At 68.6% G+C, this 18,998-nt stretch carries 17 protein-coding genes; 8 read left to right on the top strand and 9 right to left on the bottom strand.

Going from position 1 to position 18,998, the window contains the following annotated elements:
• Positions 1-193 precede the first annotated feature (193 nt).
• Positions 194-2,860 (bottom strand): ATP-binding protein, encoded by a 2,667-nt coding sequence (locus Q2100_RS20655; protein ID WP_302915565.1) that lies wholly within the window; start codon positions 2,858-2,860, stop codon positions 194-196.
• Between the two features lie 98 nt (positions 2,861-2,958).
• Here Q2100_RS20655 and Q2100_RS20650 point away from each other — a divergent pair, with 98 nt between their 5' ends.
• The 4 genes from Q2100_RS20650 (at position 2,959) to Q2100_RS20635 (ending at position 9,065) form a co-directional block, all read left to right on the top strand.
• Positions 2,959-4,635 carry a DEAD/DEAH box helicase gene (locus Q2100_RS20650; protein ID WP_302915564.1) on the top strand — a complete coding sequence of 559 codons (1,677 nt, stop codon included), beginning with the start codon at positions 2,959-2,961 and terminating at the stop codon, positions 4,633-4,635.
• A complete protein-coding gene (locus Q2100_RS20645; protein ID WP_302915563.1) occupies positions 4,632-5,798 on the top strand; it encodes an acyltransferase family protein in 1,167 nt (388 codons plus the stop codon). Before Q2100_RS20650 ends, Q2100_RS20645 begins: the two co-directional genes overlap by 4 nt.
• 43 nt (positions 5,799-5,841) lie before the next feature.
• Positions 5,842-6,558, top strand: a complete 717-nt coding sequence (locus tag Q2100_RS20640; protein ID WP_302915562.1) for a siderophore-interacting protein — start codon at positions 5,842-5,844, stop codon at positions 6,556-6,558.
• 143 nt (positions 6,559-6,701) lie between these two features.
• Positions 6,702-9,065: an arylsulfatase gene (locus tag Q2100_RS20635; RefSeq protein ID WP_302915561.1), complete on the top strand. Its 2,364-nt coding sequence runs from the start codon at positions 6,702-6,704 to the stop codon at positions 9,063-9,065.
• On the opposite strand, the gene Q2100_RS20630 is transcribed toward Q2100_RS20635, so the two are convergent.
• Genes Q2100_RS20630 through Q2100_RS20620 form a run of 3 tightly spaced genes read right to left on the bottom strand, consistent with a single transcriptional unit; the run spans position 9,066 to position 11,092 of the window.
• Entirely contained in the window at positions 9,066-9,647 is a 582-nt protein-coding gene (locus Q2100_RS20630; protein ID WP_302915560.1) for a TetR/AcrR family transcriptional regulator, read from the bottom strand.
• Positions 9,647-10,888: a cytochrome P450 gene (locus tag Q2100_RS20625; protein ID WP_302915559.1), complete on the bottom strand. Its 1,242-nt coding sequence runs from the start codon at positions 10,886-10,888 to the stop codon at positions 9,647-9,649. The genes Q2100_RS20630 and Q2100_RS20625 overlap by 1 nt, the downstream gene beginning before the upstream one ends.
• A gap of 9 nt (positions 10,889-10,897) precedes the next feature.
• Positions 10,898-11,092 carry a hypothetical protein gene (locus Q2100_RS20620; RefSeq protein WP_302915558.1) on the bottom strand — a complete coding sequence of 65 codons (195 nt, stop codon included), beginning with the start codon at positions 11,090-11,092 and terminating at the stop codon, positions 10,898-10,900.
• Positions 11,093-11,102: 10 nt separating this feature from the next.
• On the opposite strand from Q2100_RS20620, the gene Q2100_RS20615 reads away from it, so the two are divergent.
• The 3 genes from Q2100_RS20615 (at position 11,103) to Q2100_RS20605 (ending at position 13,779) form a co-directional block, all read left to right on the top strand.
• Positions 11,103-12,491: an amidase gene (locus tag Q2100_RS20615; RefSeq protein ID WP_302915557.1), complete on the top strand. Its 1,389-nt coding sequence runs from the start codon at positions 11,103-11,105 to the stop codon at positions 12,489-12,491.
• Between the two features lie 101 nt (positions 12,492-12,592).
• Positions 12,593-13,348, top strand: coding sequence for a dienelactone hydrolase family protein (locus Q2100_RS20610; RefSeq protein ID WP_302915556.1), 756 nt, complete (start codon positions 12,593-12,595; stop codon positions 13,346-13,348).
• A gap of 5 nt (positions 13,349-13,353) precedes the next feature.
• The gene (locus Q2100_RS20605) at positions 13,354-13,779 is read left to right on the top strand and encodes a YkvA family protein (protein WP_302915555.1); all 426 of its coding nucleotides are present in this window, start codon (positions 13,354-13,356) and stop codon (positions 13,777-13,779) included.
• Between the two features lie 36 nt (positions 13,780-13,815).
• On the opposite strand, the gene Q2100_RS20600 is transcribed toward Q2100_RS20605, so the two are convergent.
• The 5 genes from Q2100_RS20600 to Q2100_RS20580 form a co-directional block, all read right to left on the bottom strand.
• Complete coding sequence (locus tag Q2100_RS20600; protein WP_302915554.1) at positions 13,816-15,183, bottom strand: FAD-binding oxidoreductase; 1,368 nt, start codon at positions 15,181-15,183, stop codon at positions 13,816-13,818.
• Positions 15,184-15,203: 20 nt separating this feature from the next.
• Positions 15,204-16,877, bottom strand: a complete 1,674-nt coding sequence (locus tag Q2100_RS20595; RefSeq protein ID WP_302915553.1) for an L-lactate permease — start codon at positions 16,875-16,877, stop codon at positions 15,204-15,206.
• Positions 16,878-16,949: 72 nt separating this feature from the next.
• Entirely contained in the window at positions 16,950-17,339 is a 390-nt protein-coding gene (locus Q2100_RS20590; protein WP_302915552.1) for a nuclear transport factor 2 family protein, read from the bottom strand.
• Positions 17,336-17,815 carry a DUF3237 domain-containing protein gene (locus Q2100_RS20585; protein WP_302915551.1) on the bottom strand — a complete coding sequence of 160 codons (480 nt, stop codon included), beginning with the start codon at positions 17,813-17,815 and terminating at the stop codon, positions 17,336-17,338. The genes Q2100_RS20590 and Q2100_RS20585 overlap by 4 nt, the downstream gene beginning before the upstream one ends.
• Positions 17,816-17,828: 13 nt before the next feature.
• Positions 17,829-18,563 (bottom strand): maleylpyruvate isomerase family mycothiol-dependent enzyme, encoded by a 735-nt coding sequence (locus tag Q2100_RS20580; protein ID WP_302915550.1) that lies wholly within the window; start codon positions 18,561-18,563, stop codon positions 17,829-17,831.
• Between the two features lie 77 nt (positions 18,564-18,640).
• Between Q2100_RS20580 and Q2100_RS20575 the strand changes: the two genes are divergently transcribed.
• A partial coding sequence (locus Q2100_RS20575) for a winged helix-turn-helix transcriptional regulator (RefSeq protein ID WP_302915549.1) occupies positions 18,641-18,998 on the top strand: 358 nt, incomplete at its 3' end.

Genomic DNA, 18,998 nt, shown 5'->3' with positions numbered 1-18,998 from the left:
GGGCCGACGGTCGGCCGGATGGTCGGCGGCGGTGCCGCGCTCGGCGCCGCGGTCGCGGCCTCGGGAGTCTTCGACACCGTCGAATCACTCGCTCCGCACCCGACGAGCGTGACCAGCGCCAGGGCTGCGGCCGGTGTCACGAGCCACTTCACAACAGGCACCGTACCGGCCGGATCGTTGCCCGCCCGGGAGGTCATGCGGGCCGCGTCAGCGCACTGCGGACCTGATCGATCTGTTCGTGGGCGAAGTTGACCATCTCGTTCGTCGAGGTGGTCGCCCCGGCGTGCGTCAGCGATGCGTACCGCGTCTCGCCGAGCACCTCCTGCAGATGCTCGAGCGCGCCCTGGATCTCCGGGAACACCGCGGTCGCGAACGGACTGGCCGCGAAGCCGACGAGGCGCGCCGCGGGTTCGTAGCGTCCGATCCGGTCGAAGAGGTAGGCGAGTATCACCAGCCGACGGCCGGCGACGATTCTGTTCGCGGCGTCGCCCTGGTTGCCGATCGCCATCGCGACGTGGTCGAGCGCCGTCATCGTGTCGCCGTGGGTGGCCTCCACGATCGCCATGTTGACCGCCAGATGCGACTCGTTGGTGCGGTTTCCGCTCTCCCGGGCGATCGCCAGGCCGCGGCGCATCGCGTCGAGTGCGCGGACGTGATCGACGCTCCTGAACGCGCGGCCGTAGGCGAACAGGGCGAACGACAGCATGTGCGGATTACCAGAGCTCTCCGCCGTCTCGAGCAGGCCTTCGGTCGCCGCCGTCGCCTCCTCGACCGTTCCGAGGTTCCACAACGCCATCACCAGGCAGGCCCGCACGAGGCCGTGGGAATCGGGATGGCGGGCCAGCCGGTTGCGGCACCACGCGGCGGCGCGGTCGGGTTCCCCGATCGCCAGGAGGGGACCGGCGAGCCAGCCCTCGAGTCCGAAGGCCACTCCCGCCCCGTCGCCGATGGCGAGCTGTCCCCATTCGCTGTAGCGGACGGCGTCCGTGAAGCGTCCGGGCCACATCGACAGCACCGACGCCACGCAGAGTGCGGCGAGCCGGGGATGGCCTGCGGTGCGCGCCGGCTCGACGAGTTCCTCGGCCCACGCGATCGCCTCGAAGTTCTCCACCATGTACCCGAGCGGTGCACAGCAGCACGCGATCGCGGCGGCCACCTCGATGTCACCGCTGTCCGCGGCGCACCGGAAGGCGGTGCGCAGGTTCGCCCATTCGGCATCCAGCCAGGCGTAGGCCTCGCGCTGGCGCGGTCCATCCCACAGTCTCAGCAGATCGCGTTCGCAGCCTGCGAAGTGCCGCGCATGCGCCGATCTCGTCGCCGCGCCGTCGCCATGCTCGGCGAGCCGCTCCTCACCGAACTCGCGGATGGTCTCGAGCATCGAGTACCGCGTGGCGCCCGCTGTCTGTTCGGCACTCAGCAGCGACTTGCGCACCAGGGCGTCGAGGACGTCCAGCACCGCGACCTCGTCGCCGCAGCCGGACCCGGCCACGGCGCAAGCGCTCGCCAGCGTGAAGCCGCCGACGAAGACCGAACACCTCGTCAGCATCGCCTTCTCGCGATCGTCGAGGAGTTCGTAGGACCAGCCGACGGCGTGCCGGAGCGTCTGGTGCCGTTGCAGCCCGCGCCGCGTTCCGGTGAGCAGCCGGAAGCGCTGGTCGAGATGGTCGCGGACGTCCATCGCCGACATCGACGCCATCCGTGACGCCGCGAGTTCGATGGCCAGCGGTATGCCGTCGAGGCGATGGCAGATCTCGAGCACGGCGTCGGCTGTTCGCTGGTCCTGCATCGAGAAGCGGTGTGACGCGGCATCGGCGCGCTCGGCGAACAGGGCCACCGCCGCTGAGGCCGTTCCGGCATCCACCCCGAGGGACGGCACCGTGCGGACGCGTTCCTCGGCGAGGCCCAGGCCTTCCCGGCTGGTCGCCAGGATCTTCACCGTCGCCGAGTGCGCGACGACGACGTCGATCAGGGCCGCGGACGCCTCGAGAAGGTGCTCGCAGTTGTCGAACACGAGCAGCTGGTTGCGGTCCTCGAGCGCCGCGCCGATGGTGTCGACCAGACTCTCGCCCGGCTGCTGGGTGATGCCCAGCACGGTGGCGACCGCGTCGGGCACCGCGGCCGGGTCGGCGACCGCGGCGAGTTCGATCACCCAGACGCCGTCGGGCATCTCGTTCTCGAGCCGCGCCGCGACGGCGAGCGCCAGCCGGGTCTTGCCGACACCGCCGACGCCGGTCAGCGTCACCACCTGGTGGTTGCGCACGGTGTCGGTGATCTCGTCGAGGACTGCGTCGCGCCCGACCAGCCTGGCCACCTGCGGGCGCAGATTCCCCGGAGTCGGCCCGACGGCCCGCAGGGGCGGGAACGTCGTCTGCAGGCCGTCGGCGCAGACCTGGAAGATCGTCACCGGGACGGGCACGTCGCGCAGGCGGCGCGGCCCGAGGCGGATGAGGCCGACGTCGCCGACCAGGGCCGCGGTGGATTCGGCGAGCAGGATCTGGCGACCGTGACCGGCGGACATCACTCTCGCGACCCGATTGAGCACGACACCGAAGTAGTCCTGGCCGCGCCGCTCCGCCTCGCCGGTGGCGATGCCCATCCGCACGGGCAACTCGAGGGTCCGCTGCGCCGCCACCGCCGCGTCGATCGCCGCGCGCGGCGAGGCGAAGGCGGCGCAGACACCGTCGCCGGTGTGCTTGAACAGCCAGCCGCCATGCGAGTCGATCACCTGGCGCAGCGACTCGTCGTGCTCGGCCAGGGCGACTCGCATCCCGCCTGCGTCGGCCTCCCACCGACGCGTCGAACCCTCGATGTCGGTGAAGAGGAACGTCACGATCCCCGAGGGCCCCACCGGAGTGGACACCCACGCAGGATGTCACGTCGCGGACCTGTCGGGTCGAAAGTGATCGAACAGGCGCGCTGGGCGACCGGCGTGCTTCGGCGCACTAGACTTGCCTCGCTATGACGCCGCCTGAACCGGAAGAATCCGGAGCCGAACCTTCCTTCGCTGACCTGCACATTCATCCTGAGGTGCTGCGGGCGGTCGCTGACGTCGGCTATGAGACGCCGTCGCCCATCCAAGCCGCCACCATCCCGGCCATGCTGGCGGGGTCCGACGTCGTGGGCCTGGCGCAGACGGGCACCGGCAAGACGGCGGCGTTCGCCATTCCGATCCTGTCGAAGATCGACACCTCGAGCCGCATCACGCAGGCGCTGGTGCTGGCGCCGACGCGGGAACTCGCCCTGCAGGTCGCCGAGGCGTTCAGCCGCTACGGCGCGCACCTGAAGGTCAACGTCCTGCCGATCTACGGCGGCTCGCCGTACGGCCCCCAGATGGCCGGGCTCAAGCGCGGCGCCCAGGTGGTCGTCGGAACGCCGGGCCGGGTGATCGACCACCTGGAGAAGCGCAGCCTCGACCTCTCACACCTCGACTACCTGGTCCTCGACGAGGCCGACGAGATGCTGCAGATGGGGTTCGCCGAGGACGTCGAACGCATCCTCTCCGACACCCCGGAGTACAAGCAGGTGGCGCTGTTCTCGGCCACCATGCCGCCTGCAATCCGCAAGATCACCAACAAGTACCTGCACGACCCGGTTCAGGTGAAGGTCGAGTCCAAGACCGCGACCGCCGACAACATCACCCAGCGCTACATCCAGGTCTCCGGACACCGGAAGATGGACGCGCTCACCCGGTTGCTCGAGGTCGAACCGTTCGAGGCGATGATCGTGTTCGTCCGGACCAAGCAGGCCACCGAGGAGGTCGCCGAGAAACTGCGCGCCCGGGGGTTCTCCGCGATGGCCATCAACGGCGACATCGCCCAAGCCCAGCGTGAGCGCACCATCGCCTCGCTCAAGGACGGCAAGCTCGACATCCTCATCGCCACCGACGTCGCCGCCCGCGGCCTCGACGTCGAGCGCATCTCGCATGTGCTGAACTACGACATCCCGCACGACCCCGAGTCCTACGTGCACCGCATCGGCCGCACGGGCCGGGCGGGCCGCTCGGGGACCGCGCTGCTGTTCGTCACCCCGCGCGAGCGCCACCTGCTCAGCTCGATCGAACGCGTGACCCGGCAGAAGCTCGTCGAGTCCCCGCTGCCGTCGGTCGACGACGTCAATGCCCAGCGCGTCGAGAAGTTCCGGGATTCGATCAGCGAATCGCTCAATGCTCCTGAGATCGGCCTGTTCCGCCGGCTCATCGAGGACTACGAGCGGGACAACAACGTCCCGCTGGCCGACATCGCGGCGGCGCTGGCGGTGCAGGCCCGCGACGGCGCGGAGTTCCTCATGGTCGAGCCGCCGCCGGAGAAGAAGCGCGAACGCGACGAGCGTCCCCGCAAGGAACGCGGTGAGGGCAGGCCACGTGAGCGGCGCAGTGATCTCGCGCTGTACCGCATAGCGGTGGGCAAGCGCCACAAGGTGATGCCCGGCGCGATCGTCGGAGCCATCGCCAACGAGGGCGGGCTCAACCGCAGCGACTTCGGCCACATCACCATCAAGCCGGACCACTCGTTGGTCGAGCTGCCCGCGAACCTGTCCCAGCAGACGTTGAAGGCCCTGGAGAAGACCCGGATCCAGGGTCAACTCATCCACCTCGAACCCGACAGCGGGCCCAAGGCGCACCGCAAGGGCAAGTGACCGCACCGCGAGGCGTCCAGGACACCGGGCAGCTCAACGACGCCCAAGGCGGGCTCGAGTCCGTCAGCGCCGCAGAGCGGGTCGCCTCGCTCACCGGGGTGCGCGCCGTCGCCGCCCTGCTGGTCGTGCTGACGCACGCCGCCTACACCACCGGCAAGTACACCCACGGCTACGAGGGGCTCGTCTACGCCCGCATGGAGATCGGCGTCCCCGTCTTCTTCGTGCTGTCGGGGTTCCTGCTGTTCCGGCCGTGGGTCAAGGCCGCCGCCATCGGCGGTCCGCCGCCGTCGGTGCGCCGCTACGCCTGGCACCGGGTGCGGCGCATCATGCCGGCCTACGCCGTGACGGTCGTCGCGGCGTACCTCGTCTATCACTGGCGCATGGCGGGTCCGAATCCCGGGCACACCTGGGAGGGGCTGTTCCGCAACCTCACCCTGACGCAGATCTACACCGACCAGTACATGTATTCCTTTCTGCACCAAGGCCTCACCCAGATGTGGAGCCTGGCGGTGGAAGCCGCGTTCTACGTGGTGTTGCCGCTGTTGGCGTGGCTGTTGCTGGCGGTGCTGTGCCGCCGCCGGTGGCGGCCGTGGCTGCTGCTCGGTGGCCTGACGCTGTTGGCCGCGGTGACGCCGGCGTGGTTGATCTTCGTCCACACCGTCGACGGGTTACCCGACGGGGCGCGCCTGTGGTTGCCGACCTATCTGGTGTGGTTCGTCGGTGGCATGCTGCTCGCGGTCCTCGCCACGATCGGTGTCCGCTGTTACGCCTTCGCGGTGCTGCCCGTCGCGGTGGTGAGTTACTTCATCGCCTCGACACCGCTTGCGGGAGAACCGACCACGTCGCCCTACGCCTTGGCGCCGGCGATGTGGAAGGCGGCGTTCTACGCCGTGATCGCGACGCTCATCGTGGCGCCGGTGGCACTCGGTGACCGCGGGCTGTACTCGCGATTCCTCGCCAGCAGGCCGATGGTGTTCCTCGGCGAGATCTCCTATGAGATCTTCCTGATCCATCTCGTCACCATGGAACTGGTGATGGTCGAGATCCTGCACTTCCCGATCTACACCGGGTCGATGGCGGCGCTGTCCGTCGGCACGCTGGTGGTGACCATCCCGCTCGCGTGGCTGCTGCACCGGTTCACCCGCGTGCGCCCTGTGCGTTGACGGACGAGCCAACCGGCCATCGACTAAGGGTACCCTTACCTGCATGGGTGATCAGAAGGCGACGCGCGGCTGGCAGGGCACGGTGCTGAAGCTGTTCCGCGCGGGTGACTACGAGTTCACGGTCATCGGCAAGCGACAGATCGGCCCGCACTACCTGCGTGTCAGCTTCACCGCCGGCGGCATGCTGGCCGGGCGGCCGACACATCCGACGCAGTGGGTGCGGATGTGGTTCGCCGACGGCGACAAGCTGCATCAGCGCGGTTACACGCTGGTCGACCCCGACCCGGAATCCGATACCGTGGACGTCGAATTCGCGTTGCACGAAGGCATCGCCTCGCAGTGGGCCGAGGACGCCGAGCCGGGTGACACCATCGAGGTGACGGTGCTGGGCAGCAATTTCGCGCTGCCCGAACCACGGCCCGCCGGCTACGTGATCGTCGGCGACACCGCGTCGCTGCCGGCGATCAACTCACTGCTCGACGCCATCGGCGACGCACCGGCGCGGGTGTTCCTCGAGGCCGGCCACGCCGACGACAAGGACCTGCCGGTGGCGCGCGAGGTCGACATCACGTGGGTGGACCGGGAGAACGCCGGCGCCGGGCTGGTCGACGCCGTGACCTCCTCGGCGTTCGACGCCGCCGACCACTTCGGCTGGGTCGCCAGCGACAACCGCACCACCCGTGCGGTGGCCAAGGTGCTGCGCGAGGAGTACGGGATCCCGCGAAAGTCGATCAAGGCCCAGGCCTACTGGGTGGCCTGACGGCGACCGGCACCGGAACAGTTCTTCGGGCGGGTCGATTACGGGGCGGGCCCGTTCATCCGGACATAGGCTGACCCTCTCGGGCTACAGCCAAGTGGTCCGTGACTGCCTCGCGGTGGTGCCCTGCGTCGATCGGACTGTCCATGACCCCACACCTTCGACGCGACATCCTGCCGATTCCCGACGTCGCCCATGTCGGGCTCACCACGTACGACGCCAAGGACCCTGACACCAGCTATCCGCCGATCACCGACGTGCGGCCGCCCGAAGGCGCGCCGAATGTGCTCGTCATCCTGATCGACGACGTCGGCTTCGGCGCCAGCAGCGCGTTCGGCGGGCCCTGTCAGACACCGAATTTCGAGAAGCTTGCCTCGGCCGGGCTGCGGTACAACAGGTTTCACACCACCGCGCTGTGCTCGCCGACCCGCCAGGCGCTGCTGACGGGACGCAACCACCATTCGGTCGGCATGGGCAACATCACCGAGACGGCGACCGCCGCCCCGGGGTACACCTCGGTGCTGCCCAACACCAAGGCGCCGCTGCCGTTGACCTTGAAGCTCAACGGGTACTCGACCGCACAGTTCGGCAAGTGCCACGAGGTTCCCGTCTGGCAGACCAGTCCCGCAGGGCCGTTCACCGCATGGCCGACGGGCGGTGGCGGGTTCGAGTACTTCTACGGCTTCATCGGTGGCGAGAACAACCAGTGGGACCCGGCGCTGTACCAGGGCACCACGCCGATCGAGCCGCCGAAGACCGCGGCCGAGGGCTACCACCTCACCGAGGATCTGACCGACAAGGCCATCAACTGGGCACGCCAGCAGAAGGCCTTGCTTCCGGACAAGCCGTTCTTCATGTACTTCGCACCGGGCGCCACCCATGCCCCGCACCATGTGCCGGCCGAGTGGATCGAACGGTACCGGGGCAAGTTCGCCCACGGCTGGGATCGCCAGCGGGAGATCACCTTCGAACGACAGAAGGAACTCGGCGTGATCCCGCCGGACGCCGTGCTCACCCCACGCGATCCGGAGATCCCGGCGTGGGACGACATGGACCCGGCGCTCAAACCCGTCCTCGAGCGCGAGATGGAGGTGTACGCCGCGTTCCTGGAGCACACCGATCACCACGTCGGCCGACTACTCGACTCGCTCGGGCCGGTCCTCGAGGACACCCTGGTCTACCTGATCATCGGCGACAACGGAGCGTCGGCCGAAGGCACGTTGCAGGGCTCGTTCAACGAGATGGCCAACTTCAACGGCATGGCGGAGATCGAGACCCCCGAGTTCCTGATGTCGAAGATCGACGAGTTCGGCGGCGAGGGCTCCTATGGGCACTACGCCGTTGGCTGGGCGTGGGCGATGGACACGCCGTACCAGTGGACCAAGCAGGTGGCGTCGCACTGGGGCGGCACCCGCAACGGCACCATCGTGCACTGGCCGAGAGGGATCGAGGACAAGGGTGGGCACCGCAACCAGTTCAGCCACGTCATCGACCTCGCACCCACAGTGCTCGAAGCAGCGGGGATACCGGCACCGACGATCGTCAACGGCGTCCTGCAGAGCCCGTACGAGGGCACCAGCATGGTGTACAGCTTCAACGAGGCCGATGCGCCCGAACGGCACCAGACGCAGTATTTCGAGATGTTCTGCAACCGCGGCATTTACCACAAGGGCTGGAGCGCAGTGACGAAGCACCGCACGCCCTGGGCGATGGGCGGGGCCGTCATGCCCGCGTTCGACGACGATGTGTGGGAGCTCTACGACGGCAACGTCGATTGGACACAGGCGAACGATCTCTCGGAGCAGAACCCAGGGAAACTGCATGAGTTGCAACGGCTGTGGTTGATCGAGGCGGTCAAGTACAACGTGTTACCGCTCGACGACCGCCAGATCGAACGCATCAACCCCACGTCGGCAGGCAGACCGTCCTTGATCAAGGGCAACAGTCAGATGCTCTTTCCGGGCATGGGCCGGTTGTCGGAGAACAGCGTCGTCGACATCAAGAACAAGTCGTTCGCTGTCACCGCCGAAGTGGACGTCCCCGATGGCGGCGCCAGCGGTGTGATCATCGCCCAGGGCGGGCGATTCGGTGGGTGGAGCCTGTACGCCGTGAACGGTCGTGCCAAGTTCCACTACAACGTGCTCGGCATCACGGCATTCGACGTCGAAGCGACCGAACCCATTCCGGCCGGCACCCTCCAGATCCGCACGGAGTTCGCCTATGACGGTGGCGGGATGGGTCGGGGCGGCGACGTCACTCTGTACTACGACGGCAGAGAGGTGGGCAGCGGTCGCGTCGACCAGACCCAGGGCTTCATCTTCTCCGCCGACGAAACCACCGACGTCGGCTACGAGTCCGGCACCACGGTCAGCCCGGACTACACCGCGCACACCAGTGGGTTCAGCGGCAGGATCGACTGGGTGCGCATCGATCTCGGCGACGACTCGAAGGACGCCGACCACTACATCGACCCCGAGGAGCGCTTCCGGGTGGCGATGGCACGGCAGTAGTCAGCGCCTCGTTTCGTTCACCGGCACCACCGTCGGCACCACGAACTGGGTCAGCATCGCCCGTTCGTCGGCTTCGTCGCGGCCGGGGAACATCAGCAGCGACGTCAGCACCCGCACCAGCCAGCGTGCCCGCCGCTCGACGTCGTCATCGTCGTCGACGCCCAGTGCCTTGACGAACGACTCGACGAGTGCCTTGACCACCTCGGACTGCTCGGCCATCTGGCCGCCGATCGGCCGCTCCGTCGAGGCGAACCACGACGACATCGCCGGGCTGTCGCGGACGCTGGCGACCGCCGTCAGCACACCTTCGACCAACCGCTCCGCCGGATCGGTCAATCCGCCCACCCGACGCGCCAACTCCTGGTACAGCCGCTGGGCCTCACGGTGCACATACGATGCGTGCAGCGCGTCGCGGTTCTCGAAGTACCGGTACAGCGTGGCCCTCGAACATCCTGCGGCCTTGGCGATGTCGTGCATGCCGACGGTGGCGGCGTCGCGTTCGGCGAACAGCTGCTCCGCGGCGTCGAGGATGCGGTCGGCGGCGACCTCGGTGCGCCGGTCGGCCAGCCAGTCGCCCGGCATCAGGCGGTGACGGTGAATGGCACGGACAATGGGCGCCGCACGTAGCTGCCGCCGGCCCACACGACGCCCGACTCGTCCACCTCGAATTCGGGGATGCGGGTGAGCAACTCCTCGAGTGTCACCCGAGACTGCATGCGCGCCGCCGCGGCGCCCAGGCAGTGATGGGCGCCGTGGCTGAAGGTCAGGATGTTGCGCGGCCGGCGGGTGACGTCGAGTTCGCCTGCGTCGTCGCCGTACTGGCGTTCGTCGCGGTTGCCCGAGCCGTAGAGGAACATCGCCCGGCGTCCTTCGGGGATGGTGGTGTCACCGATGGTGACATCCCGGGTCACGGTGCGGCCGAGCATCTGGACGGGGGAGGTGAGTCGCAGGAACTCGTCGATGGACTCCGGGATCAGTTCGGGGTTCTCAGCGAGCAGCCTGCGCTGGTCGGGCCGCTGGTGCAGGAGTTGCACTGCGCCGCCGAGCATTCCGGTGGTGGTGTCGTTGCCGCCGGTGACCATCGTGAACGTGAAGGCCAGGATCGACAGCACGCCGGCGATGTCACCGTCGGCGCCGACGCCGGCCGCGACCAGGTGGGACACGGTGTCGTCCTCCGGCTCGACGCGCCTGCGTTCGATCAGGGCAGTGAAGTAGCCCATCATCGCGCCGAGTGAGTCGCCGAGGGTCTCCAGCGCGCCGCCGAGCCCACCTTCGGCGGTGTTGGCGGCAACGATGGCGTCGGTCCATCCGTCGAACTGGTGGCGGTCGGCCTCCGGCACTCCGAGGTAGTGGGCGACGACCATCGACGGCAGCGGTTTGAAGAGTTCGGCGACGATGTCCCCGCCGCCGTTGGAGCGCAACCCCTCGATGCGCTCCACGACGAACTGGCGGACCTTCGGCTCGACGGCCTCGACCTGCCGCGGGGTGAAACCTCGTGACACGAGTCTGCGGAACTCGGTGTGCACGGGCGGGTCCTGCATGACCATCGGCGGATTGTCCTGCAGGCCGATCAATTCGAGCTCGCCGTAGTTCACGGTCAGGCCCTCGGCGGACGAGAAGGTCTCGTGATCGCGGGCCGCGGTGAAGATGTCGGCGTGCCGGGAGAGCACGTAGTAGTCGTGCTCGGGCTGGCCGCGGGGGATCACATGGTGCACCGGGTCGTGATCCCGCAGCGCGCGGTACATGGGCCACGGGTCCGGCCAGGTCTCGGCGTCGGCGAGCTCGAAGTGCGCCGCTGACTCGTGAGACAAAGTCGCTGTCATGTCTCATGCCTACGACAGTTGGCCGCTGATGTCAAGGGTCGGCGCAACGACATCGCGGTCGATGACCACCACACCGTCGCCGCTGTCATGCTTGTCGGGTGTCGTACCTCGATCCCGGTAGGTGCCTTGCCGCGCATCGATGTCACGCGCCCATCGACCTCGGCCGCCGCGGCTCCCTGGTGTCTTGACGATGACGCCCGGCATGGGATTTGAAGTGCAGACTGCCGACAGTCTGGCGCGGCGGGCGGGCGCCGGGCAGATCACCGCCACGGAGGTGGTGGGTGCGGCGCTGCAGCGCATCGCGGCGCTCGACCCGGTGCTCAACGCCTTCTCCGCAGTTTTCACCGAACAGGCCTACCGCGACGCCGCCGAGTTGGACGCGCTCGCCTCGACCGGAGGGTCGTATGGGCCTTTGCATGGTGTGCCCGTCGCGGTCAAGGACAACCTCGCTGTCCGCGGCTGTGTGACCGCGTTCGGCACCGTGGCCAACAGCACCCCGGCGAGTGCGGACTGCGAGGTCGTGGCCCGGCTGCGGACCGCTGGAGCGATCATCGTCGGCACGACTCGTATGCCGGAGCTGGGGCAGTGGCCGCACACCGAGTCGGGGCACGGCGGCATCACCCGGAATCCCTGGGATACCGCGCGCACTGCGGGCGGGTCGAGCGGTGGCAGCGCAGTGGCTGTGGCATCGGGCATGGTGCCCATCGCGCTGGGCAGTGACGGCGGCGGCTCCATCCGGATCCCGGCCGCGTGCTGCGGGGTGTACGGACTCAAGCCGAGCCGCGGTCGGGTGAGCTCTGCGCCGCGGCCCGCGATGTGGTCGGGTCTGGCGACGATCGGACCCATCGCCCGCACCGTCCTGGACGCGGCAATAGTGGGCGACGTGATCCGCGGTAACACACCGCAGGACCGGTACACAATCGGGGATCCTGAGATGTCCTTCGCGGCCGCTGTGCGCACCGAACCGGGTCGGCTGCGGATCGGATGGCTGACCCATCTGGGCAGAGGCGCGCCGGCTGTGGCTGCCGAGCATGTACGGGCAGTGCACGCCACGGCGCGATTGTTGGCCGACCTCGGTCACCACGTTTCACAGATCAGGACTTCGCTGCCGGAGCCGGGTCCGGTGTTCCTCCCACACCTTCTGGCCGGCGTCCGTGAGGCGGCCGACTCCGTCGAACATTTCGAGCGGTTGGAGCCGAGCACCCGCGCAACCTACCGCTTCGGGAAATGGGTGACGCCCCGCGTCCTCAGACTCGCCATGCGCGCTCGTGAGCGCATGGCGTCGCGGGTCGACGCACTGTTCGACCAGTTCGATGTGCTGCTCGAACCCACTCTGGCGCAGCGTCCGCCGTACGCCGGCGCGCTCGGGAGCGGCGGCGCCGCGACGCACCTGATGTCGGCGAGGCCGATGGCAGCGTTCACGTCGCTGTGGAATATCACCGGCAACCCCGCGGCCGCGTTTCCAGTGGGTGTGGCTGACGACGGGATGCCCGTCAGCGTCCAATTGGTCGGCCGCTTCGGTGCGGAGGTGACTGTGTTCGGGCTCTCTGCTCAGTTGGAGAAGGAGCGGCCGTTTCAGAGCCTGGAAAGCACGTCGCCATAGGCGTTCGACCATTCGGCGCCTGAGAAGCATGCGGCTACTGGCCCGATCAGCTTCGGGCGAACACGGGCTCGGCTCGCACCGAGCATCAGTACGCTCATCGAATGATCGTCACACGCGAAATCACCTACGAGGTCGACGGATTGACGATGATCGCCCACTTGGCGCGGCCGCCTAGCACGGGCCCGTCGCCAGCTGTGCTCATCGGACATGACGGGATCGGTCTCGAGGACTATCAACGCGGACGCGCCGACATTCTCGCCGAGCACGGTTACATCACCCTCGCGATGGACTATCACGCCGGCCGGACGTATTTCGGCGATCCGCAGGCGATGCTGGCTCGCGTTATGCCATTGCTGGCCGACCCGCCGCGCATGCACGCGATCGGCCGTGCTGCGCTCGACGTCCTACTCGATGTACCCGGCGTCGACCACGACCAGCTCGCCGCGCTCGGCTACGGCGCCGGTGGCTCGATCATGCTCGAACTTGCCAGGGCCAAGGTTCCTTTCAAGGCACTGGCCGCGATCCATCCAGGCGTGCCGACTGCCCCCACCGAGGATTGGGCCGACGTGGGCGGCGCCTTCCTGCTGTGCACAGGTTCCGAAGACCCACTGTGCACTCCCGCTCAACTCATGGAGTTCGGCGGCGCACTTCAGAACGCCGGAGTTGACTGGCGTGTCAACATCTATGGCGGAGCCAAGCACGCTTTCTGGTCCGATCCCAATCAAGTTGTCGGCTCATCGACGGGCGACAGTGCTGCCACTGTGCCCGGCGTAGGACACCACGCTCTGGCGTCGACACGAGCGTGGCAGGCGGTGCTCGACCTGCTCGATGAGGTATTCACTGCGGAGAGTAGTTAGTAGGCATGACCGGCTCGTTGTGGTGGGACCTGGCGATCGGTCTCGCCGGGGCACTGGTGCTGACCTGGCTCGCACTCGTCATCGCCCTGGTGGTGGTGCGGCCCCGCGGTGGGCTGCTGCGCGAGGCCCTGCGCATCCTGCCCGACGCGCTGCGCCTCATCCGCCGCCTCGCCGCCGACGAGACACTGCCCCGCGGCGTACGCGTGCGGCTAGCGCTGCTGCTGATCTATCTCGCGCTGCCGTTCGACCTGATTCCTGACTTCATCCCGGTGCTCGGCTATGCCGACGACGCGATCATCGTCGCCGCGGTGCTCCGCAGCGTCGTGCGCCGCGCCGGGATCGACGCCGTGCGGGCGCACTGGCCCGGCAGCGAGGACGGGTTCGCCGCGCTCGTCCGCCTCGCCGGCTTGGGGCGCGGTACCGACGCCTGACGAGCCGCCGTCCCGGCGGACCGCGAAATCCGAAAGCTAGAACGCCGCGCCGGGATTGAGGATGTTGGCCGGATCGAGCGCCGCCTTGATGCGCTGGTTGAGCGCCATCACGTCGGGCCCCACCTGACCGGCCAGCCACGGTCGCTTCAACCTGCCGACGCCGTGCTCGCCGGTGATCGTCCCGCCCAGGCTGATCGCCAGGTCCATGATGTCGCCGAATGCGGTCTGGGCCCGCTGCGCCATGTCGGCGTCGGCGGGGTCGAACACGATCAGCGGGTGGGTGTTGCCGTCGCCGGCGTGCGCGATCACCGAGATCATCACGTCGTGCTGCGCGGCCAGTTTCTCGACCCCGGCGACCAGGTCGGCCAGCGCGGGCAACGGCACCCCGACGTCCTCCAGCAGCAGCGACCCCTTGGCCTCGACGGCCGGGATGGCGAAGCGCCGCGCCGCGACGAAGGCCTCGCCCTCGTCCGGGTCTGCGGTCGAGAACACCTCCGTCGCACCGTGTTCGGTGAACACCCGGGCCATGTACTCGGCGTCCTCGGTGCCTGCCGCACCGCGGTCGTCGGACGCCGCGACCATCATCGCCGCGGCGTTGCGGTCCAGACCCATCTTGAGTTTGTCCTCGACGGCGTTGACGGCGACGGCGTCCATGAACTCGAGCATCGAGGGCCGGATCTTCCCGGTGATCTCGACGACCGCGTCCGCTGCGGCGGCCACGGAGTTGAACGATGCGACCACCGTGCTCGCCACCTTCTGCGGCGGCAGCAGTTTCAGGGTGACCTCGGTGATCACGCCGAGCGTGCCCTCGCTGCCGACGAACAGCTTCGTCAAGCTGAGGCCGGCCACGTCCTTGAGCCGAGGACCGCCGAGGCGCACCGCGGTGCCGTCGGCCAGCACCACCTGTAGGCCGAGCACGTAATCGGTGGTGACGCCGTACTTCACGCAGCACAATCCGCCCGCGTTGGTCGCGATGTTGCCGCCGATGCTGCAGATCTCGTAGGACGACGGGTCGGGCGGGTACCAGAGGTCGTACTCGGCCACCGTCTTCTTCACCTCGGCGTTGAGCAGGCCGGGTTGCACCACCGCGGTGCGGGTGACGGGGTCGACGGTGATGTCGCGCATCTTCTCGGTCGACAGCACGATGCCGCCGTCGAGTGCGGTCGCCCCGCCCGACAACCCGGTGCCCATGCCGCGGGGCACCACCGGCACGCCGTGCGCACTGGCCCACCGCAACACCGTCTGCACCTCCTCGGTGCGACGCGGCCGCACCACCGCCAGCGCGGTGCCCGCACCCGGGTCGGCGGCGCGGTCGTGGCGGTAGGCGGCGACGACGTCGGGGTCGGTCACGACGACGCCGTCGGGCAGCTCGTCGACCAGTTCGGCAACCCGCTGATCAGTCATGGTGGAGATGCTACGAGTTGTCATGACGGCACCATCCACGAAAGCACCGGCGAGGCCTGCAGCGCCGACAGCGCGCACAGCAGCAGCAGGAAGCCCAGGCTCCACAGGATGACCCGCCGGAAGATGTCGCCTTCCTTGCCGTCGAGGCCGACGGCAGCCGCGGCGATCGCGAGGTTCTGCGGCGAGATCATCTTGCCCAACACGCCACCGGAACTGTTCGATGCGGCCATCAAAACGTCGGACAGTCCGGCCTGGTTCGCGGCCGTCACCTGCAGGGCGCCGAACAGTGAATTGGCCGACGTGTCCGATCCGGTGACCGCGACGCCGAGCCAACCGAGGATCGGCGACAGCAGCGCGAATGCCCCACCCGTGCCGGCCAACAAGGTGCCGAGGGTGATGGTCTGTCCGGACAGATTCATCACGAACGCCAAGGCGAGCACCGTCATCACGGTCACGATCGCCCAGCGGAGTTGATGCAGCGTCACCCCGTAGGCCTTCACCGCCCGTGCCGCCGAGAGCTTCAGCGCCACCATGGTGAGCACGCCCGCGATGAGCATCTGGGTGCCCGGGGTGGTGAGCAGATTGAGCGTGAACTTCGTCAGGGTGGACGGGTCGCCATCGGCGTCGATCACGTTGAGACCCGGCCACGTGAAGGCGAAGGTCGCCGAATCGAGCAGGCTCTTCACCGCCGGGATCTGGCAGATCACGAAGACCCCGATGATGATTCCGTACGGCGCGTACGCCTTGACCACGTCGGCGCGGGAGTCGTCCACCTCGCGGTCGGCGTCGTCGCCGACACCGACGCCGGGGGCGGGCGGCGGCTCACCCGGGCCGGCCGAGCCGGCTGTCACCGGAGTCTCCGCGGGCTCGGTGTAGGCGTGCCGCGGCCGCCACACCCGCACCAGTGCGACCACCGCAGCCGCCGACAGCAGCGCGGCCACCACGTCGGCCAGCGGCACCGAGAGGAAGTTCGACGTCGCGTACTGCGCGATGGCGAACACCAGGCCGCACACCACCGCGGCCGGCCATGTCTCGCGCATGCCGCGACGGCCGTCGACGATCGCCACCAGGGCCAGCGGGACGAACAGCGCCAGGATCGGCGTCTGCCTGCCCACCATCGCGCCGAGTGTGTCGACGTCCAGTTCGGTGACCTTGCCCAGGGTGATGATCGGTGTGGCCATGGCGCCGAACGCGACGGGCGCGGTGTTCGCGACCAGCGCCAGCACGGCGGCCTTCAGTGGCCGGAAGCCGAGCGCCATCAGCATCACCGACGTCACCGCGACCGGGGTGCCGAACCCGGCAAGGGCCTCGATCAAGGCGCCGAACGAGAACGCGATGATGATCGCCTGGATCCGCTGGTCGTCGCTGACCGAACTGAACGACCGCCGCAGCACGTCGAAATGTCCTGTCTCGACGGTCATCTGATACACCCAGATCGCGTTGATGACGATCCACAGGATCGGGAAGAAGCCGAACGCCGCGCCCTCGGTACCGGCGAGCAGGGTCTGGCCGACCGGCATGCCGTAGACGAATACCGCGATCGCGATGCTGACGGCCAGCGAGATCAGCGACGCCTTCCACGCGGTCATCTTCAAGGCCCCGAGCAGGACGAACAACAGCAGCAGAGGTATCGCCGCCACGACGGCGCTCCACGCAAGCGAACCGGCGACTGGATCGAGAACCTGCTGGTACACGGCTCACCTCTGTGTGGTCTGGGTCACAACCTCGGGTGTCTACCCGCTGTGGCGGTCGGGGTAAACGCGGACTCAGCCAGCAAGCGCTGCGGCGAACTGCACGCCGTCGACGAAGGTGTCCTTGCGGGCGACCCGCCAGTCGTCGGTCACGGTGACGAGGTCGATGCAGTCCCAGCGGACCGGGCGACCGCCGGGCCCCGAGCACGTCAACGTCCAGTCCAGCACCCAGTGCCGGGGTCCGAACTCGGTGCGGTGCACGACGAAGCCGAAGTCGGGCAGTGCGGCGAACATCTCCGCGAACGCGTCCCGCACGGCGGTGCGTCCGTCGACGGCCGGCCTTCCGTGGTGCAGCCAGAACCGGGTCTGGTCGCTGTGCAGTGCCACGACGGCATCCGGATCGTGGGCGGCCCACGCGGCGACGTACCGGTCGTACAGCTCGGCGAGTGACTGCGGCGCGCTCATCGGACCTCGAACACCCGGTAGTGCACCTCACTGAGCGAGGCCTGGTTGATCGCGACCGTGTGGACGGCGTTGATCCACCGGTAGCGTTCGTCGTCGGTGTCGAACAGCGGGGTCGAGTGCGCCACCATCTCGTCGTGCCGGATCAGTTCGCCCGCCGCGAATCTCGTCGCGGCCTCGGGCGGCATCTGCACCCGGCCGGTGCAGGTGAGGTGGATGAGCGCGCCGTCGTCGGTGCGCAGGGTGGCGCGCACGTCGAGGCGGGCGACGCGGTCGGTGCCGAAGAGGATCCAGTCGCCTCCACCGGGCAGGATGTCGCCGGCGATGCGCGGGCCTTCGCAGCGGCCGTGCCGGACCACGTAGGTGAATCGTGTCCCGACCGGGGTGTCGAAGATCTGCACGGGGTCGAATCCGATCTGGATGTCCAGCAGGTGTTCCAGGGTGGGGGTGATGTCGATGTCGGTGAGAGCGGTTGTCATGTCAGGCCTTTCGTCACAGTGGTCGGATGGCGCAGGGGAACAGCGGTGCCAGGTGATGCGGGTCGAGAAGGTCGATCCGGGGGTCGGTGATGTCGAGCCGGCGCAGCATCAGGCGGGCGACGGCGTCGTCGGACCCGGCGATCCGGCACTCCCGGGCGGCGTCGGCCCCGCGGACCCACCGGCCGCCGGTCCAGGTGATCGACAACGTCGCCGACGGGGCGGCCAGCGTGAAAGCGCACGCCGATGCCTCCAGTGGTGCCGCCTGCCGTAGCAGGTAGTGCTCGCCGAAGCCGAACAGCGCGGTGCGCGTCGCGTCACTGAACGGCGGGATGCGCTGTCCCGTCGCGACCTCGAGATCGTTGCGGTGCACCCCGAATTCGACGATCAGGCTCTGCAGCGCGGCGGTGACCGGATAGGGACCGAAGGGCAGCGGGACCGTCGGCCACGTCTGCGGGCCCCGGATGACCGCGTCGAGGAGGTGCTCGACGGCCGCGCGGACGACGAGGGCGGGGTCGGCCCCACCCAGCATCATCTCGCCCGGCGGTGACGGGACGCCGAAGCGGGCGCGGTGGAACGCCTCGGCGTCACGGACCATGCCGACCGCGACATGGTCGGCGAGGTCGTCGATCGTCCAGTCGGCACACGGCGTGGACGTGCCTCGTCCAGCCGGATCGATGGTGTCCAACCGGCCGGCGAAGGCCACGGCCTCTGCGGCGACGGCCTCGGCGAGGGGGAGTGGGGAGCGCATTCCTGAAACGTAGCCCACCATACTTGGAAAAAACAAGTATGGACTTGGACAAGTCAAGCCGCAGCTAGGATGGCCGGGTGCCCAATCGCTCGTACGGCCAGCACTGCGCCGTGGCCAAGAGCCTCGACGTCGTGGGCGACCGCTGGACACTGCTGGTCGTGCGCGAACTCCTCGACCGCCCACAGCGTTACGGAGACCTGCTCACCGGGCTGGCGCCGATCGCCACCGACATGCTGGCCGGGCGGCTGCGCGATCTGGAACGGCACGGGCTGGTGGTCAAGAGGGAACTGCCCAAGCCGGCGTCCGGCACCGTCTACGAACTCACCGACCACGGGCGGGCACTCGAAGACGTGATCGACGCGCTGGCGCGGTGGGGCCGCCCCCTGCTCGCCACCCGCGAGCCGAGGGCGGTGGTGCGCCCGCAGTGGCTGGCCC

It is taken from the genome of Mycolicibacterium arseniciresistens, from assembly GCF_030519285.1.
Classification (GTDB): Bacteria; Actinomycetota; Actinomycetes; order Mycobacteriales; family Mycobacteriaceae; genus Mycobacterium; species Mycobacterium arseniciresistens.
Note: the sequence above shows the minus strand (reverse complement) of the source record. Positions and strands in the feature narration are given on the sequence as shown.

Coding starts and splice junctions, on each gene's coding strand:
- Q2100_RS20585 (WP_302915551.1), bottom strand. CDS start 17,815: ATGACAACCGCTCTCACCGACATCGACATCACCCCCACCCTGGAACAC.
- Q2100_RS20635 (WP_302915561.1), top strand. CDS start 6,702: ATGACCCCACACCTTCGACGCGACATCCTGCCGATTCCCGACGTCGCC.
- Q2100_RS20590 (WP_302915552.1), bottom strand. CDS start 17,339: ATGAGCGCGCCGCAGTCACTCGCCGAGCTGTACGACCGGTACGTCGCC.
- Q2100_RS20600 (WP_302915554.1), bottom strand. CDS start 15,183: ATGACTGATCAGCGGGTTGCCGAACTGGTCGACGAGCTGCCCGACGGC.
- Q2100_RS20625 (WP_302915559.1), bottom strand. CDS start 10,888: ATGACAGCGACTTTGTCTCACGAGTCAGCGGCGCACTTCGAGCTCGCC.
- Q2100_RS20605 (WP_302915555.1), top strand. CDS start 13,354: ATGACCGGCTCGTTGTGGTGGGACCTGGCGATCGGTCTCGCCGGGGCA.
- Q2100_RS20640 (WP_302915562.1), top strand. CDS start 5,842: ATGGGTGATCAGAAGGCGACGCGCGGCTGGCAGGGCACGGTGCTGAAG.
- Q2100_RS20620 (WP_302915558.1), bottom strand. CDS start 11,092: ATGCCGGGCGTCATCGTCAAGACACCAGGGAGCCGCGGCGGCCGAGGT.
- Q2100_RS20610 (WP_302915556.1), top strand. CDS start 12,593: ATGATCGTCACACGCGAAATCACCTACGAGGTCGACGGATTGACGATG.
- Q2100_RS20630 (WP_302915560.1), bottom strand. CDS start 9,647: ATGCCGGGCGACTGGCTGGCCGACCGGCGCACCGAGGTCGCCGCCGAC.
- Q2100_RS20650 (WP_302915564.1), top strand. CDS start 2,959: ATGACGCCGCCTGAACCGGAAGAATCCGGAGCCGAACCTTCCTTCGCT.
- Q2100_RS20580 (WP_302915550.1), bottom strand. CDS start 18,563: ATGCGCTCCCCACTCCCCCTCGCCGAGGCCGTCGCCGCAGAGGCCGTG.